Annotated in this window: 17 protein-coding genes and 1 tRNA gene; 8 read left to right on the top strand and 10 right to left on the bottom strand. The window is 58.4% G+C overall.

Features of this window, described 5'->3' with window-relative positions; translation table 11 throughout:
- The first annotated feature begins 3 nt into the window (after nt 1–3).
- The 4 genes from ybgF (at nt 4) to AACG97_RS21395 (ending at nt 2,448) form a co-directional block, all read left to right on the top strand.
- Nucleotides 4–807 carry a tol-pal system protein YbgF gene (gene ybgF / locus AACG97_RS21410; protein WP_029887417.1) on the top strand — a complete coding sequence of 268 codons (804 nt, stop codon included), beginning with the start codon at nt 4–6 and terminating at the stop codon, nt 805–807.
- A 168-nt stretch (nt 808–975) separates the two neighbouring features.
- The gene (gene queE / locus AACG97_RS21405; protein WP_009684060.1) at nt 976–1,623 is read left to right on the top strand and encodes a 7-carboxy-7-deazaguanine synthase QueE; all 648 of its coding nucleotides are present in this window, start codon (nt 976–978) and stop codon (nt 1,621–1,623) included.
- Nucleotides 1,624–1,640: 17 nt separating this feature from the next.
- Nucleotides 1,641–2,315 (top strand): 7-cyano-7-deazaguanine synthase QueC, encoded by a 675-nt coding sequence (gene queC / locus AACG97_RS21400; protein ID WP_009684061.1) that lies wholly within the window; start codon nt 1,641–1,643, stop codon nt 2,313–2,315.
- A 57-nt stretch (nt 2,316–2,372) separates the two neighbouring features.
- Nucleotides 2,373–2,448: transfer RNA gene (locus tag AACG97_RS21395), tRNA-Lys, on the top strand.
- 338 nt (nt 2,449–2,786) lie between these two features.
- On the opposite strand, the gene AACG97_RS21390 is transcribed toward AACG97_RS21395, so the two are convergent.
- Nucleotides 2,787–4,040 (bottom strand): site-specific integrase, encoded by a 1,254-nt coding sequence (locus AACG97_RS21390; RefSeq protein WP_103463353.1) that lies wholly within the window; start codon nt 4,038–4,040, stop codon nt 2,787–2,789.
- Complete coding sequence (gene mobH, locus AACG97_RS21385; protein ID WP_232555120.1) at nt 4,037–5,920, bottom strand: MobH family relaxase; 1,884 nt, start codon at nt 5,918–5,920, stop codon at nt 4,037–4,039. Before mobH ends, AACG97_RS21390 begins: the two co-directional genes overlap by 4 nt.
- A 335-nt stretch (nt 5,921–6,255) precedes the next feature.
- Between mobH and istA the strand changes: the two genes are divergently transcribed.
- Together istA and istB are read left to right on the top strand one after the other, a co-directional pair.
- Nucleotides 6,256–7,770 (top strand): IS21-like element ISPpu23 family transposase, encoded by a 1,515-nt coding sequence (gene istA, locus AACG97_RS21380; RefSeq protein WP_058167704.1) that lies wholly within the window; start codon nt 6,256–6,258, stop codon nt 7,768–7,770.
- 17 nt (nt 7,771–7,787) lie between these two features.
- Nucleotides 7,788–8,543 (top strand): IS21-like element ISPpu23 family helper ATPase IstB, encoded by a 756-nt coding sequence (istB, locus tag AACG97_RS21375; protein WP_046622600.1) that lies wholly within the window; start codon nt 7,788–7,790, stop codon nt 8,541–8,543.
- Here the strand turns inward: istB and AACG97_RS21370 are convergent.
- The 3 genes from AACG97_RS21370 to AACG97_RS21360 form a co-directional block, all read right to left on the bottom strand.
- The gene (locus tag AACG97_RS21370; RefSeq protein ID WP_338464045.1) at nt 8,482–9,261 is read right to left on the bottom strand and encodes a hypothetical protein; all 780 of its coding nucleotides are present in this window, start codon (nt 9,259–9,261) and stop codon (nt 8,482–8,484) included. The two genes, istB and AACG97_RS21370, sit on opposite strands and share 62 nt — an antisense overlap.
- Nucleotides 9,262–9,379: 118 nt before the next feature.
- Nucleotides 9,380–9,733 (bottom strand): type II toxin-antitoxin system RelE/ParE family toxin, encoded by a 354-nt coding sequence (locus tag AACG97_RS21365; RefSeq protein ID WP_103463351.1) that lies wholly within the window; start codon nt 9,731–9,733, stop codon nt 9,380–9,382.
- An 8-nt stretch (nt 9,734–9,741) separates the two neighbouring features.
- On the bottom strand, nt 9,742–10,020 hold the full coding sequence (locus tag AACG97_RS21360) for a type II toxin-antitoxin system ParD family antitoxin (RefSeq protein WP_009402065.1): 279 nt from the start codon (nt 10,018–10,020) through the stop codon (nt 9,742–9,744).
- A 112-nt stretch (nt 10,021–10,132) separates the two neighbouring features.
- Between AACG97_RS21360 and AACG97_RS21355 the strand changes: the two genes are divergently transcribed.
- Entirely contained in the window at nt 10,133–10,486 is a 354-nt protein-coding gene (locus AACG97_RS21355) for a hypothetical protein (protein ID WP_103463350.1), read from the top strand.
- Nucleotides 10,487–10,526: 40 nt separating this feature from the next.
- Here AACG97_RS21355 and AACG97_RS21350 read toward each other — a convergent pair whose 3' ends face one another.
- From AACG97_RS21350 to AACG97_RS21330, 5 genes are read right to left on the bottom strand one after another with little or no spacing between them, the layout of a single operon-like run.
- A complete protein-coding gene (locus AACG97_RS21350; protein WP_103463349.1) occupies nt 10,527–12,053 on the bottom strand; it encodes a conjugal transfer protein TraG N-terminal domain-containing protein in 1,527 nt (508 codons plus the stop codon).
- Complete coding sequence (locus tag AACG97_RS21345; protein WP_103463348.1) at nt 12,050–12,406, bottom strand: hypothetical protein; 357 nt, start codon at nt 12,404–12,406, stop codon at nt 12,050–12,052. Before AACG97_RS21345 ends, AACG97_RS21350 begins: the two co-directional genes overlap by 4 nt.
- A gap of 2 nt (nt 12,407–12,408) precedes the next feature.
- Complete coding sequence (locus AACG97_RS21340) at nt 12,409–13,770, bottom strand: integrating conjugative element protein (protein ID WP_023662955.1); 1,362 nt, start codon at nt 13,768–13,770, stop codon at nt 12,409–12,411.
- A gap of 19 nt (nt 13,771–13,789) precedes the next feature.
- Entirely contained in the window at nt 13,790–14,725 is a 936-nt protein-coding gene (locus AACG97_RS21335) for a TIGR03756 family integrating conjugative element protein (RefSeq protein ID WP_023662956.1), read from the bottom strand.
- Entirely contained in the window at nt 14,725–15,144 is a 420-nt protein-coding gene (locus AACG97_RS21330) for a TIGR03757 family integrating conjugative element protein (RefSeq protein ID WP_181005345.1), read from the bottom strand. The genes AACG97_RS21335 and AACG97_RS21330 overlap by 1 nt, the downstream gene beginning before the upstream one ends.
- A gap of 546 nt (nt 15,145–15,690) precedes the next feature.
- Between AACG97_RS21330 and AACG97_RS21325 the strand changes: the two genes are divergently transcribed.
- Nucleotides 15,691–15,912, top strand: coding sequence for a hypothetical protein (locus tag AACG97_RS21325; RefSeq protein WP_060495291.1), 222 nt, complete (start codon nt 15,691–15,693; stop codon nt 15,910–15,912).
- Nucleotides 15,913–16,205 lie beyond the last annotated feature (293 nt).

Genomic DNA, 16,205 nt, shown 5'->3' with positions numbered 1-16,205 from the left:
CTTATGCGTATGTGCCGCCGTGTAGTAACCGTCCTCGCACTCAGCCTGCCGCTCGCGGCCTGGGCTGAGGTCCCTGTAGTAGATGACAACGCAGGCAGTTATCCGCCCGCGGGTTATGGCACGAGCGGCGCCTATGCCGGGTCGGGGGCTTCGGCCCCTGCCTCTGCACAGGGCCAGCTGTTCATGCAGCTGCAACAGATGCAGGACCAGCTTTCCCGCCAGCAAGGCATCATCGAAGAGCTGCAAAACGATGTGTCGCGCATGAAGCAGGAAAACCTGGAGCGGTACCAGGATTTGGACCGTCGCATCAACAGTGGTGCTGCACCTGCCGCAACCCCTGACAATTCCTCCGGTGGTGCATCCAATGCCGCCTCCGGTGCAGCAGCCGGTGCTGCTGCGCAACAACCGGCCGCCAGTAGCGAGCCCGGTGATCCGGCGAAAGAGAAGCTCTACTACGATGCAGCTTTCGACCTGATCAAGCAAAAAGACTTCGACAAGGCCAGCCAGGCGTTCACCGCCTTCCTGCGCAAATACCCGAACAGCCAGTACGCCGGCAATGCCCAGTACTGGTTGGGTGAGGTGAACCTGGCCAAGGGTGACTTGCAAGGCGCCAGCCAGGCGTTTGCCCAGGTCAGCCAAAAGTACCCCAAGCACAGCAAGGTGCCAGACTCGCTTTACAAACTGGCCGACGTCGAGCGCCGCATGGGCCACACCGACAAGGTCAAGAGCATCCTGCAACAGGTCATCACCCAGTATCCCGGCACCTCTGCCGCGCAACTGGCACAGCGTGACCTGCAAAAGCTCTAAGGCCCTTTGCAGTAGCGTTTGAAATAAACCCGCGCCAGTCGCGGGTTTTTTCGTTAGAATCACGGCCCTTTTTTCGTAAACACGCTGCTGCGGATAACGCGATGTCGAGTCCGCGGCAGTGCCTGACGGAGGCGGGCAGCCTGTTTAGCTGTCACGCCCGTGGCGAGCATGCAAGACACATTACGCATCACCGAAGTCTTTTACTCTTTGCAGGGTGAAACACGAACGGCTGGGCTGCCCACGGTATTCGTGCGGCTCACCGGTTGCCCCCTGCGCTGCCAGTACTGCGACAGTGCCTACGCATTCAGTGGCGGTACCGTTCGTACCCTCGATTCGATCCTTGAGCAAGTGGCCGGCTTCAGGCCGCGCTACGTGTGTGTCACCGGTGGCGAACCGCTGGCCCAACCGAATGCGCTGCCGCTGCTGCAGCGGCTGTGCGATGCGGGCTACGAGGTGTCGCTGGAGACCAGTGGCGCGTTGGATATCGCCGGCACCGACACCCGGGTCAGTCGTGTGGTAGACCTGAAGACCCCAGGTTCCGAAGAGTCGCATCGTAACCTCTATTCGAACATCGACCAGCTGACCCGCAACGACCAGGTCAAGTTCGTCATCTGTTCCCGCGAGGATTACGACTGGGCAGTTTCCAAGCTGATCCAATACAACCTGGCCGAGCGTGCCGGTGAAGTGCTGTTTTCACCCAGCCATCATCAGGTGAGCGCCAGCGACCTGGCAGACTGGATCGTCGCCGACAACCTGCCCGTGCGCTTCCAGCTGCAGTTGCACAAGCTGCTGTGGAACGACGAACCCGGGCGTTGATTGAGGAGTAAATACACATGACAGAAAAACGCGCAGTCATCCTGTTGTCCGGTGGCCTGGACTCGGCCACGGTGGTCGCCATGGCCAAGGCCGACGGCTACAGCTGCTATACCATGAGCTTCGATTACGGCCAGCGCCATCGCGCCGAGCTGAACGCCGCCGCCCGCGTGGCCCGCGACTTGGGCGTGGTCGAGCACAAGGTCATTGGCTTGAACCTGGACGGTATTGGTGGTTCGGCCTTGACCGACAGCAGCATCGACGTGCCGGAAACCCCCGGTGAAGGTATTCCGGTGACCTATGTGCCAGCGCGCAATACCGTGTTCCTGTCGCTGGCGCTGGGTTGGGCTGAAGTGCTGGAGGCGCGTGATATCTTCATTGGCGTGAACGCCGTGGACTACTCCGGCTACCCGGATTGCCGCCCTGAGTTCGTCGAAGCGTTCGAGCGCATGGCCAACCTGGCGACCAAGGCCGGGGTCGAAGGGCAGGGCTTCCGGATCCAGGCGCCGCTGCAGAACATGAGCAAGGCGCAAATCGTGCAGGCCGGTATGGCCCGCGGCGTGGACTATAGCCTGACTGTTTCCTGCTACCAGGCCGACGATGAAGGGCGTGCCTGCGGCAAGTGCGACAGTTGCCGCCTGCGTGCCGATGGCTTCAGGGCTGCCGGTGTCGACGACCCGACGCGCTACGCTTGAACTGATCAGAGGGTATTGATTTCCCGTTAGAAATCAGTATTATACGCGCCATCCAACGGGTCGTTAGCTCAGTTGGTAGAGCAGTTGGCTTTTAACCAATTGGTCGTAGGTTCGAATCCTACACGACCCACCACTATTCACAGCGGTTCGTGATGTACTAGGAAGGGGGGCTTGCCAGCCAGTTTCTAGTCTTGCAGCCGTCTGGAGCGAACCTTAGGCTCGCTTCGGCGTGATGTCAATATGGAATAGCCCGCCGCTTATGGCGGGCTTTTTCGTTTCTGGCCCAAAAAACTCAATGACTTAGCGGATTCGCGGGCTACTCAGCTCCGCGAAAACTCGCCTCGAGTGGCCCCCAAAACCCGCGCAGCCAAAGGCATGGCGCCAGTTTCCTAGCACCAGAGACCTGGGACAGTTCTGCCCTATCTGCCCTTGATCAGCTATCGATGTAGTGGCTGATTGCCATTCGTCGACTCATAGCTTCGGGGAGGCACGTGCGTTGTAGACCGTGCCTGCGTCAGCCGAATGAGATCGAGCAAAGGGTGTAGACCCTGTCGTCGATGCCATCAGGCTGAATAGAAGGCTGGGTTGAAAGAGATCTTCGGGCGGTAGCAAAGCACTGGCACAGATCTGCTTGAACTCAATCAGCAGATGTCCTGGTGCAGGGTCGCCACCTCCTTGATGATCTTGTTCGATCGCTCTTCGTCGGCCAGGCTCTATGCGTTGTTCGCCTTCACCTGGTCGCGAGTTTGGTGCAGCACTGTCATCCACCCGCCGTACAAGACGTAATGCTCCCTGCTGCATGCTCCGCTCGTGCAACACGTCTCGCATGTGGTCATAGTCGGCCTCGATGTAGCTCATCGTGGTGGCGATGTTCGAATGGTTCAGCAGGTTCTTGGTGAGGTGGATGTTTCTTTCTGGCTGCTTCATCAGATCGGTTGCAAGCGTGTGCCTGAACCGGTGCGGAGTCATCCGAACCCCGAGCTTGACGATCAACTTCTTGTACATCGCCTCGACTTGGTCGGAGTTCATTTCATGCCGCTTGTAATAGCGGGAGAAGCGATTGACGTTGAAGAGTTGGTCTTCGGCGGCGAAGCCAGCTCGAGCGGCTTCATCCAACAACCGACGCATATGAGGCGCAAGACCATCCATAATCGGGATCCGGAATTCCCGGTGGGTCTTCTCTGTTTCGCCTCGTACTAGGATGAGTTGGCGGTCCCAGTCGACATCCCGAAGCCGAATGCACAGCAGTGCGTTCAGCCGGATGCCCGTGTAGTAGAAGATTTCGAACGTAGCGAGCCAGAACCACCCTGGCGTGATCCTGGCGCGGCTGCCAGTCGATTCCTCTTGGTCAGCCAGGCTTCTGAGCCAGCGCCGCGCACGGAGGATCGCTTCGCCGTCAATGATTTTGCTCGGCCGCTTCGGTGCAATTACCGTCGTCTTCTTGAATGGGTTCACATCGGTGTTGGGAAGAATCCCGTACTCGATGCCATACCCCCATATGGTTCGGAGGTGATTGGAGTAGGTGTTCCAACTGCGCTTCGATAGACCTTCGTCAATCAGCTTGTTCCTCAACGCGAGAACGCCACGTCGATCGATAGACTCCACATCGACAGCTTTGCCGAAGTTCTTTTCCAGCTTCTTCATTGCCGCGCCGTAGATTTTCGCACTGGCCGGCCGGAGGTCGTGATCGACTAGATATTCCCGGAGCAGATTCTCGGGCGTCATTCGGCGGCCCCTTCCGTCACCCGTCTCAAGCTTGGGTTATTCATGGGCTGCTCGGGGAATATCAGCTTCGGATCAAGAAGCAGGTAGCCCCTCAACTGCGTGGTCTTCCTTGGACCTATTACATCGTAGGTCCAGATGTTCAGCTGCTTGCTGGTCTTCTGGTGGCTCTTCTCTTTCTCAAAGGCGCGTTGAACATGCTGCCAGGCCGCTGTTCCAGGTTTACCGACGATCTTCTCAAGCTCCGGGTGCTCCAGCACATATCGCTTGAAGATCCCTGGCGTGACGAGCATGGCTGTGTCGTCGACGGTGTGAATCAGGGCCTTGGTGTCATTGATGATCAATTTATGGGAGGCGGCACCTGCTTTTACCCAAGCGATGAAAGCCCCTCCCAACGAACTACTCGTAGGCATTGTGGTTACATCTTTTTGTGCAGCATTCCTTGCTATGGCTGCTAGAGAATCGTCAGCCCGCCCTACCTCCTCTAGTCCTTGATGGGGAGGGGTGGCGGCTGCTGAGCCTTGGCTAGCACTTAGCTCTTCTGATGGCGCAGTGATATTACTATACAGTGACAGTAGTTCTTCACGCTCAGATGATTGGATTCCTTGGCTTGGAGCTGGCTGTACCAGCGCTCGGGGCCGCGCCGGCGGTTGAGGTGTGTCGTCACTGGTGTCGATGGGTTGTTCCGGTACCGCGCAAACTGTTTCTTCACTCGTACTCGGCTGCGTGACTGCTTCCGGTTCCTGCTCCAGGGTGAGGGTGCCGGCGTACTGGGGAGGGCGATCGTCTGGATTGGGCCATACGAGTGCCGGCGAGATCTTCAAGAAGGTGAAGCTATTCTTCCAGCCGCGGCCATTATCGATGGTGGCTTTCCAGATCGCTTTATCCTGCGCGTTGGTCTGGATGATTGCCTGGTCCTGCAGCATGTTGAAGAACGGGGCATTGGAGGTTGGCACTCCCTCAATACCCTGGGTCAGCATGTATGCCCGGAGTTGATCTGCTGCAGGCTTACTCACCAGCCAAAGCGCATCCTGTGTCAGCCAGCCATCTGCAGGTCCGTCCTGGTGATTGAGCTTGAGTTTCTCCCGCACCAGGAAACGCAGGCCGTCGGCGAGTTGCCGCTGCAGTGATTGTTTGGGGGCTGTCAGCGCTCGCTCTGGATTTCCTCCCAGTTGCTGGGCAACGGAAGCTTTGTCTGCCTGGACCACAATTTCGCCGAGGATGCCGGCGTGCTCGTATTGACCTGCGAGGAGGTAGATCAGCTGCCTCCATAGTTCAGGAAAACCACTGAGCCAGTCGAGAATCCCGCTGTCCAGGACCTGCATATACACCAGGGCTGAAGCAGCACCGTGTAGTTGGTACTCCCTGCCTTTGACGTACTTGAACCGGTAGGGACGGCTGATCGGTCCATGCCAGGGGTGCCACGTTCTGCCATCCTCGAGCTCCACGCGGAGGTCAACAGCGATCTTTCCCAAGTCGTGCAGCAACGCGCCGTACGCTGCGGCTGCGGTCCATGCCTCAGCTTGGGCCGACTGCGATTCCGGTGGTGCTCCGATCGGCAGAAGGTGTGTCTGACGGATCTTGAGGGCGTAAGCCATGATCTCCAGGCCATGGTCCAGGAGGCCCCCAAGGTGGGCATGGTGATGGTTTTCAGAGGCAGGGAGCAGCTGCACCAGCTCTGCGTAGCGCTCGAGCGGCTTGAGGTAGAGGGTGTTGAACTGAGCTCGTGAGAGCGAAGCCCGACGCCAGATATTCTCCAGGAGCTGCTGGCGGAGGGGGCTCTGCAGCAGAGCAGTAGCCTTCGCCGGCAGATGGAAGCCATGCGGTGAGGCTTCTGGCGTTGGTTTGGCCGAACGGCGGCCTAACCATGATAGGAGGTGCATAGGGTGCTCCATGGGTGTGCATGGAGCGGGCTTTTCTCCTAATGCCAAGATGGCATCAACGGAAAAGGGTATCTGAGAGGTTCTAGAATTCGTGGCAATGCGCCATCACTACATGCCGCGTGGTCTCAATGTGCGGATTCCACGGTCATCTGGCCACCCATTCCATAAGCATCTGACCACCGATTCCACGGTGATCCGGCCACCCATTCCACGCGTATCCGACCACTGATTCCACGGTCATCCGGCCACTCAACCGGGCAGGCAGTAACGCAGGATTTCTTCACTACCATCGACCTCTTTTTCGAAGCAGAGAGGTCGTCGTGGAGCGTTTATCCATGCGTAAGATTCGCGAAGTACTTCGTCTCAAGTTCGAGGTCGGGCTATCGGCTCGCCAGATTGCCGTCAGCGTGCAGATCGGTCGTGTCACTGTCGGCGATTACCTCAACCGCTTTGCCGCCAGCGGTCTAGCCTGGCCCTGTTCGTTGTCCGATTCCGAGCTGGAGCAGCAACTGTTCCCACCGCCCCCTGCGGTGCCCAGCGAGCAACGGCCATTGCCCGATTGGTCTTGGGTGCATGCCGAGCTACGCCGGCCGGGCGTGACCTTGGCGCTGCTCTGGCAGGAGTATCGCCTGAGCCAGCCGAAAGGCTTTCAGTACAGCTGGTTCTGCGAGCACTACCGAGCCTGGCAGGGCAAGCTGGACGTGGTGATGCGCCAGGAGCATCGCGTCGGTGAGAAGCTGTTTGTCGACTACGCCGGGCAGACGGTGCCGGTGATCGACCGCCACAGCGGCGAGATCCGCCAGGCGCAGGTGTTCGTCGCGGTGCTTGGCGCGTCCAGCTACACCTTCGCCGAAGCCACTTGGTCGCAGCAGTTACCGGACTGGCTGGGCTCCCATGTCCGCTGCTTCGCCTTTCTCGGCGGCGTGCCGGAAATCGTGGTGCCGGACAACCTGCGAAGCGCGGTGAGTAAGAGCCATCGCTACGAGCCGGACATCAACCCGAGCTACCGCGATCTGGCCGAGCACTATGGCGTGGCGGTGGTGCCGGCGCGGGCGCGTAAGCCGCGCGACAAGGCTAAGGCTGAGGTCGGCGTGCAGGTGGTCGAGCGCTGGATCCTCGCCGCGCTGAGGAACCGCCAGTTCTTCTCCCTGGACGAACTCAACAGCGCCATCGCCTTATTGCTGGAGCGGCTCAACCGACGACCGTTTCGCAAGCTGCCGGGCTCCCGGCACTCGGCCTTCGAAGCCCTGGATCGTCCAGCGCTGAGCCCACTGCCGGAGCAGCCCTACGTCTATGCCGAGTGGAAGAAGGCGCGCGTGCATATCGACTATCACGTCGAGGTCGATGGGCATTACTACTCAGTGCCCTACCAGTTGGTGAAGAAACAGCTGGAAGTACGGCTGACGGCGCGCACCGTCGAGTGCTTCCACGCCAACCAGCGGGTGGCCAGCCACCTGCGCTCGCCACACAAGGGCCGGCATAGCACACAGACCGAGCACATGCCCAAGAGCCATCGCGAGCATGCCGAGTGGACGCCGCAACGGTTGATCCGCTGGGCCGAGCAGACCGGGCCGCACACCGCCGGCGTGATCAGCCACATCCTCGAACGGCGCATCCACCCAACCCAAGGCTACCGGGCCTGCCTGGGCATCCTGCGCCTGGGCAAGACCCATGGCGAAGTGCGCTTGGAGCTGGCCTGCCGACGCGCCCTCAGCCTCGGCGCGTGCAGCTACAAGAGCCTCGAATCGATCCTGCGCCAGGGGCTGGAAAACCTGCCGCTGGCCCAGCAGCACCTGCCCCTGCTGCCGGACGACCACGCCAACCTGCGCGGCCCCGGCTACTACCACTGAACACAAGGAATCCCACCATGCTGCCCCATCCGACCTTGGACAAGCTCCAGACCCTGCGCCTGACCGGCATGCTCAAGGCACTCGCCGAGCAACTGAAAACCCCCGACATCGACAGCCTGAGCTTCGTGGAACGCCTCGGCCTGTTGGTCGACCGCGAACTGACCGAGCGCGACGACAAGCGCCTCAGCAGCCGCCTGCGTCAGGCCCGGCTCAAGCACAACGCCTGCCTCGAAGACATCGACTACCGCAGCCCGCGCGGACTCGACAAGGCGCTGATCCTCCAGCTGAGCAGCGGTCAGTGGTTACGCGACGGACTCAACCTGATTATCAACGGCCCGACTGGCGTCGGTAAGACCTGGCTGGCCTGCGCCCTGGCCCACCAGGCCTGCCGAGAGGGTTACAGCGTGCGTTACCTGCGCTTGCCGCGCCTGTTGGAAGAGTTGGGCCTAGCCCACGGCGACGGGCGCTTCGCCAAGCTGATGAGCGGCTATGCCAAGACCGACCTGCTGATCCTTGATGACTGGGGTCTGGCCCCGTTCAACGCGGAACAGCGCCGCGACATGCTGGAGCTACTGGACGACCGCTACGGCCAGCGCTCGACCATCGTGACCAGCCAAATGCCAGTGGACAACTGGCACGAACTGATCGGTGATCCGACTCTGGCCGACGCCATCCTCGACCGCCTGGTGCACAACGCTTATCGGATCAACCTCAAGGGTGAGTCGATGCGCAAACAGACGAAGAAATTGACGACACCGGGCACCTCAGACTAACAATGCCCCCCCTGCGTCGCTGCGCTCCGACTGCCCGGCCGGATGGCCGTGGAACAGGTGGCCAGATGGCCGTGGAATGCCTGGCCAGATGAGAGCGGACTGGGTGGCCGGATGGCGTGGAATCCGCACTCAATGATGGACTTGAGTTAGGGGAGTTACGTGGAGCAGGTGGAGCAGGTTTCAGTTCATGCTTATATTGTTCAAGGCTGAGGCTGCCAACAAGTTTTCCCGACGGCGAAACACCTAGAACCGTTAACATGCTTTCGGGTGAGACGTGACCACCTCCGCCGCGCCCATCTGCACTCCTGTAATATTGTAGTTGTTCAAGGTAGTTCATAAACTCAGGGTGAGTTATGCCCATGGAAAGAATATCAGCCAGGTCGGCGGACCGAGCATTCGGGTCAAAATATTTCTGGTTCCCGAGTCCTAATTTTTGCTCATTGGTTAGGCCTCCATATACAATCCAATGATGGTTGTAATGGTTCAACTGGTTTGCAGCTGCGTCGTAGTCCGTGAAGATTGTTTTCTCTGCTGCGATCTCTGATTTGTCTCTCTTGAACTCTACAAGTACCAGTTTTTTATCTTTTCCGAAAATGCCATCGCCTGATGAACGCTCATGTCGGCCTGCAATCGGCGCTGCGAAATCTAATCGGCCGGCTGCGTTGAGTCTAAGGATGAAACCGTACTCGACTGTTTTTTCCCACCAAGTTGCTTGCATATTAAGCTCCTAGCGTTTCCTTTTATCGGACTACGTCCGCCCTTTCGGGTAGGGCTTTTACCCTTGTGATCCATTCCATTATCCATTCAAGCCCATTTGCTGTTGAGCCATTTACCCTTTACTGCTGATGCAGGTGCTTCAAATTCTGCGCGACCTCCATAGCATCGTGGAGGACTCGTAGTATCTCAACGATTTGATCTGTCCCAGTTCGGTAGAACACGATATGTCGAGGTCTAATCACACGGCCGTCAGTCATCTGCAGCACGTTGAATGACAGATGCAGGCTGCGAAGGCCCGGGGAAAGCTCATCACGCATTTTGCTGTCTACCGGCGTCGGCTGTTCAGCTAGGGCGAGGAGCGTCTCCTGCAGCAAGTCTTGATACCGATTCCTGACGGACTGACCGAGCCTCACCTCAGTGAAGCGAAGTGTATCGGCGATGTCGATGCATGCCTGGGGTGACATGCGAACCATGACCCTACTCATGCTTTATCGCCCGCTAGTCTTCCAAGATTGTCCAGGTAGGCTGCCAGATTGGACGGATCGATTTCATCGTACTGGCCTGCTTCGACCTGCATGATGCCTACTGATGTTGCGTTCCGCAGTGCTTCGAGCCTGGCTGCCTCAGCTGCTTCATGCTCAAGCAGCATCCGGATGCCTGCACGCACGACTTCGCTGAAGTTCTGGTACCGACCAGTGTTGACTAGATCATCAATGGACTGCTCCATCGGCTTTGGAACGACGACATTGTGGGTGGCCATGGATGTGAACCTGATGAGTGGTGATGGCGTTTTATGCCATACCTCTTGCGGAAATGCCAAAGGTGTCGTATATCTGATGGCAAGGTGCTCTCACAGAGCAAGGAGATGGAACATGACCTCAGCAGCCAAACGATCGATTGCCTTCCGCTTGGGCCGGGCCTTTGGTGCAGTGGCACGCTTCTGCCTCTTCGACAAGAACACTCTCATTCGTTGGGGCAAAAGACTGGTGGTTTTCGGCACACTGGCTCTCATCTTAACGAACTCGTTGAGCGCCATTATTGGTTCGCTATTGACCTTTGGTTGTATTGGACTGTTGCTCTGGGCTTTGTCAACCGGGAAGTCCAGCTTGCTTTCAGGCATGTTGAAGGAGGACGCTCATGTTCGCGGATCCGACGATGATTCGTACAGAGCACCTTTCTATGGTGAGCACGAGCACCCTGATTACAACATGCACTTTAAGGACTAATGTAGTCATAGGTTATGGCCAGGTTTCTGGCCATATCCATCTATGTTGAGGCAGATTTTATAGCGTCCTTAGCAACACTTGCCCCTTGCCCCCCAGCCTGTTGAATGTCTTTCGTTCCGTTGGTAAGTCCTCCGATAATGTTCCCCGTTTGAACTCCTGCCCAGCCGAGAGCAACTACCCAGAACGTTGGGAGAATGATGAACATCGAACCCATTACGAAGTTAAGAATCGCGTCTTGAGTTGTGGTGTTTAAGCCCATCACTGGGTCAAAGGATAAGTGCGGCGAGCCCGAACCATACAAAACGTCGATGATTGTGCTGTCGACCCATCTTGCCAGTTGAAACCAGAAGTCTACAAATATTAAAGCAAACATTGTTACTGACATGGTCATGGCAACTTTCAATTGATACGCGCCGATTATCAGTACCAGTGGAATGCTGATTACCATGGCCATCTTGAGGAAGGCCACTACCATCGGTAAGGCTTGGCGCACCATATCCATAGCCGGGAAGAAGGCCAGCGAGCCTACGGCGACCCCCAGTGTTCCCCCTGCACGAGCAAGGCCATTCCAGACGGTTCCGTCGATCTGTCCGCCATAGTCGGTGTAGACGTCGCCGTTGACCTGGCTGGATGGCGACACGAGCTGGCGAATCATCGAGTCGGTTACTTCCTCCTGGGACAGCCACTTTGCCCATCCGAGGAACTGGTTCAGCAGGCTTGGATCGACCTGGGCTTTCAGTCGGTCCCGTAGGCCGATGCTCCCATCTGACCACCACTGCTTGCAGGTGGGGTACCCACCACCCCCGGTCACCTGAGGCATGCCATCATCTCGTTTCGTGTCATACGGCCAGGATGTACGTGGTGTTCTGGAGTAGTCCGTGTCGTAGTAACCAGCGGTATTCAGCAAGTAGTGGGACCCGATCCAGTTCAGGTCCTGCAGGGCCTTCTGGTCTTTGGCGATCGACCCAATGTCGGGCTGACGCATGAACAGGCGCGCGCGGGAAGGACCGAAGCAATCGTGGGTGAAGTCTGCCACCTCTTGCGCGAGCAGGGGATTGCCGATCCTCATCGCGTCGACCTCCATGCGCATTTGCCTGAGATCCGTACCGCAGGGGATTGCTGCAACAGCACCGCTATTCAAGCCCTTGGACAGCGCGTGTACGAGCGCCCACCACACCGGCACCTTCGCGCTCTTGCCGGCCAACGAGCTGAAGGTAGTGTTCCAGCCTGTCTCCGAGGGCGCCGGCGTCAGCACTTGGCACTGCTTCCCTCGCGCCTGATCGAACTGCAGAGTGTCAAACCCCACGGAGATGGCTGGCACAGCACACAGTGAAACGACCACGTATCCGACGTACAGCTGGGTTTCAATGCGAGCCAGGGACAGCACACCTTTGTTGCCTTCGTCGGCACCTTCTCCTCGTACCTTGATCCACTCACGGGCCACGATGATGATGAACGGCAGAGCGAACAGCCCCGTGTCGGAGATCATGTCCCAGATCCCGTTGTTGATGATCCACCCTACCAGAGTGAGGTAATACTCCAGGTAGTCGTTTGTATAGAGCGTCATAGCACCTCCGACCAGGTGATTGGCGCCTTCGAGATTTCGATGATCACGAACAGCAGGAGCACCAAGAACTCGACCCGCTGAGCGCCTTTAGATGGTTGGCCATCCCCCGTTCCGGGCAGGCGCGCCTTGAGCTTCAACCAGGCGAAGACGATGCTACCGTAGAGGGCAAGTCGCCAGAGCAGCAGTGGCAGGTAATTGCCCTCACGCCACTTCAGCCAAGTGTCGAAAACCCCCAGGTGATTGACCGCGATGATGCCGAGCAACACGCTCAGCAGCAGCATCACTACGCTCAAAGCTACGCCCCCGAGCAGGACTTTCAGGGGATGGACTTTTTTCTCGACATCTTCGGACATGGTCACTCCTTGCCGGCAGGCTTCTGCAGCTGAATCATGCGATCCTGTTCAGGCGCCGCGTTGTAAATCGAGCGAGAACTTTCGGAGCGTGCCTTGCCGCGTTCGATGATTTTCATCGGAGAGTTGTTCGCGAGCTGCTGTCGCATATCGAGCTCGGTCTTCAGATTCGTGATTAGCAATTGGAGGTTGTCCACCTGGCCGAGGGTCGCTTCTACGGCAATCTTGTTCATGCTCACATTCGGCTCCCTGCTGCCTGTAATCAGCATGCGTTGCATCAGAAGCGCTTTCTCCAGAACGTCTGCAAGTGCCACCTCCGAGGCAAGGCGGGACGTAAGTACAGCTTGGTCACGCTCGTCACGAAGTGCGGTTACGACGCCGCGGGTGATGGGCAGTGAGTCGCTGCTGGCCTCACGCAGCTTCTCGGAGGTGATCTGTGTTCCCGGCTTCAAGAGCTCCTGCAGCGCCGCGAGCTTCTTGTCGTATGTTTCCTGGATCAGCGGCGTCAGGCCCACTCCCGGAGTCGAGGTGGTGGCGCAGCCTTCACAGGTTTGGATCTGCTGCTCACCCAGGACCCGGTTTGCGAACTGGGCGGCTTCGGCTGGTGATTCCCAACTGCCGCACACCAGTCCATTGGAGCAGCTGGCCTGCGGAATGCTCGAGGTGTCCTGAGCTGCACGGTTGTTGAGAAGGTTATAGCCTGCCTTCGCGACGTCCCCGACCACTTTGATAGGCTGTTGCCCGTTGCCGCCGGCCTGCTTTCCGCCTACCCAGGTCACGCCGTTGGTTCCAGGCGCTTCCTCGACCTTGTCGACCACTGCTACGGCGTCGTTGCTGGATGCCAGGGCTTGCCCCATCTTCTGCCCCTCTGCAACCTTGCCCCACCCCATCTGGCCACCCGCAATGTCGGCCATTCGTTCGGCCATCGCCCTGCAGGTTCCCTTCGATCGGTCGTAGTCGAGGCGCGCCTGCAGGATTCCGTTCGTCAGCAGGTTATAGAGGGCGGGATTGGCCCGCTGCAGGATCATCGCCGGCAGTGACGTGACTGCGCCGGTCGCGTTCTGGATGACGCTGCCCATGATCTGCTGGAAACCCTGCGTTGCGCCGTTCAGCTGGTTCTGCAGCGTGTTGCTGAGGTCCATGTTTCCGCAGACCAGGTTGTTCTGCCAGCCGGCACCGACGGTGATGCTCTCCATCTGGCCAGCGCTGCCCATCTGGACAGCACTGCCACCACCGATGCTGTAGAGCACGTCGTCTCCGATCACGCTGCCCTGGGATTCGACCTTGATCGGGTCGGCGGCCTCGGCCATGCACCAGGTGCTGGTCATGCCAGCTGCGAGAATGATCGCGATGGATAATTTATTCATTGAGCTCTCCAGTCATATCTCATTGGAAGTCAGTGCTTCCCAGGAAGGTTTGGCCCTTACGCTGGCAGCATGAGTAGGGCCGCCACAGGGCCCACGCATAGGCTTCGTCGACAGCGTCGGCATTAGGGCCGGGGGAGGGGAATACGGCGCAGGTGGGGCTCATGGTTGGCGTGAGTTGCTGCCACTTTCCTGTGGTGGCATCGCCTTCTTTCAGCTCGCCGGCAGGCCAGTAGCCTGGTTCTGCAAGACCGCGCATTGGCAGGTACACGTGGGGTTGACCGACACGGGTGGTGACGTCGCCGGCGCGCTGGGCGATGACAGCACCGGCTTTAAAATCGTCGACCTGGTGGATGAAGCCGCTGCGTGGGTAAACGCTTCCCCACATGTCTGCCGATAGAAGGCCGCCGACTTCACGCATGCCCGGAATCAGGGCCTCCGGGTAAACGGACTCGGGTACTCCGTACCGCCATGCAAGGGTGTCCAGCGTGCTGAGCATGTATGGAACGTAAGGCGTGGTCGCGCCGTGGCAGGAATAGCCAAAGGAACTGGCGAACCGGCTGAACACCGCAGCTCCAGGATGGCCAATAACGTCTGCCTCCTTGAACTTGGCGATGTTGTTCTCGGCGTTGTGGTTGGTTGTTCCATCATTACCGGCTTGCGCTGCCGCATTCGGCGCTCCCATGGGGCTCACCTCTGTCCAAGGGTTTTCCCCGGTATTGGCGTAGGCAGATACCACCGCGTCCGGGATGTAATGCCGGACTTTGGTGGAGGTTTTGACCGTGCAGCCAACAGGGGTGCAGAGCAGCCAGTAACAGATTCCGACCACTTTGTACTCAAGGCAGGTAGGCGAACTGGTGGAGGCGATAATCGCCGCTGAACTGATGGCCGCTGATGCTGAGAGCGGGAGTGATGCTGTAAGAAGACCGGTCAGGGTCAGTCTGGATATTCGCCTCATCATTGCCCCCTTGCACGGTTGATGGTCTGCATGGCTGTTGCCACGTCGGGTTGGCCGTACACCACATACCGGCGATCGACGACCACCGCCGGCACCTTCGAAACACCGACACTCCAGGCATCAGCATTTCCCTGCTGGGCGGTGGCCAGCTGTTGCATCAGTGCGGCCCCTGCCGGAGTGCTCATCAGCCGTCGTGCGGCGAGAGCGGCCTGGTGAGGGTTAGGTGGCAGCTCTCGGGACAACTGCTCTTCGATGCGCTGTTGGTCATCGAGCTTGATGACACGCACATCTGCTGGTACGGAAGTCAGTGGGTGCGCTGAGTCTGTTATGGCCCAGGTCTCGGCATGGGCGGTGCCGGTGGCCAACGCGACAACGAGCAAGGGGACTGCTCGCCATGAGGGCGGGAGGGGATTGAACATGGGACTGCACCTGAAGTGGGGACCGATACAGGAAAACGGATCGGCCCACCAGGCGCAGTAGGAAATAGATATCTGAGGGTGCTTGGATTTATCGGGGAGTTAGGTCGGGTGGAACAGACGGAGCGTTTTTGCCGTGGCAGGCTTGTGGATATGGCTCATACTGCCTGGATTCTCACTTACCCTGGGACGGGACATGCGCAACAGAGGTCAAATTTTCTGGGAGTGGGCAGACCCAGATCTGCACTTCAGAAACTTCGATGAGAGGATGGCGGATGGCTCCCTCATTAACATCCAGGTAAGGGTCTCAAAGGCGAACCAAACTCAGCTGTTTCTCGGGATTTATGCCCAAGATGGTGAGTTGCTGCTCGAGGAGGGCTATTTGGACTGCAAAGATCAGACGATGACTACGGCAATGACATGGGCGCTTCAGCGCGCTTATTCCTGGATGACAACGGGCAAGCTCTCCGACCGATAGACGGTTGGTGTTAGTTCAATTGCGCTGGAGTATTTTGCAACATTGGTAAGGCGCAGGGAGGCAGGTTAGTGATGGACCGCATACCCACCAACCCAGAAGTGGCGGCCCTTCTCGGCATAGATGAAGCATCTGTTGAAGAGTTTCGCCAGGAAACCCATCGGCTGAAGGATGGCGCGTGGCTAGTGCAGTTTGCCTACTGGATGCCTCAGGAGCTGCGACAAAGCCTCACCGGGAGTTTCACCCTGACCGTCACACCTCCTCGAGATCCTCTTGATCGCCGAGAGCCTGAGTGAGTTGTGGTCGTTCGGTCGGTGAGGACCTGGTCCCCGGAGCCGGCGATCTGGAACGGAGTAATACTGATTCCATGACATCCCGCTGCAATTCGCAAATGTCGTCGTTGAGTTGCGTGACTGACGCCGAAAAGCCCACGATATTGGGAGGGCCGGACAGTTGCTGGTAGAGCTTTTCAAGTTGGACGCTCAAGTAGCTGTGTCGGCTTGCGAATCCTTGTAGTTTCATCATCCACCTCACCTCGACATCATCCCTGCGTGTGACTGGGTGAAGGGATATCCGTTCCCTCCGGATG

The sequence above is a fragment of the Pseudomonas sp. Nvir genome (assembly GCF_963778085.1).
GTDB classification, from domain to species: domain Bacteria; phylum Pseudomonadota; class Gammaproteobacteria; order Pseudomonadales; family Pseudomonadaceae; genus Aquipseudomonas; species Aquipseudomonas juntendi.
Note: the sequence above shows the minus strand (reverse complement) of the source record. Positions and strands in the feature narration are given on the sequence as shown.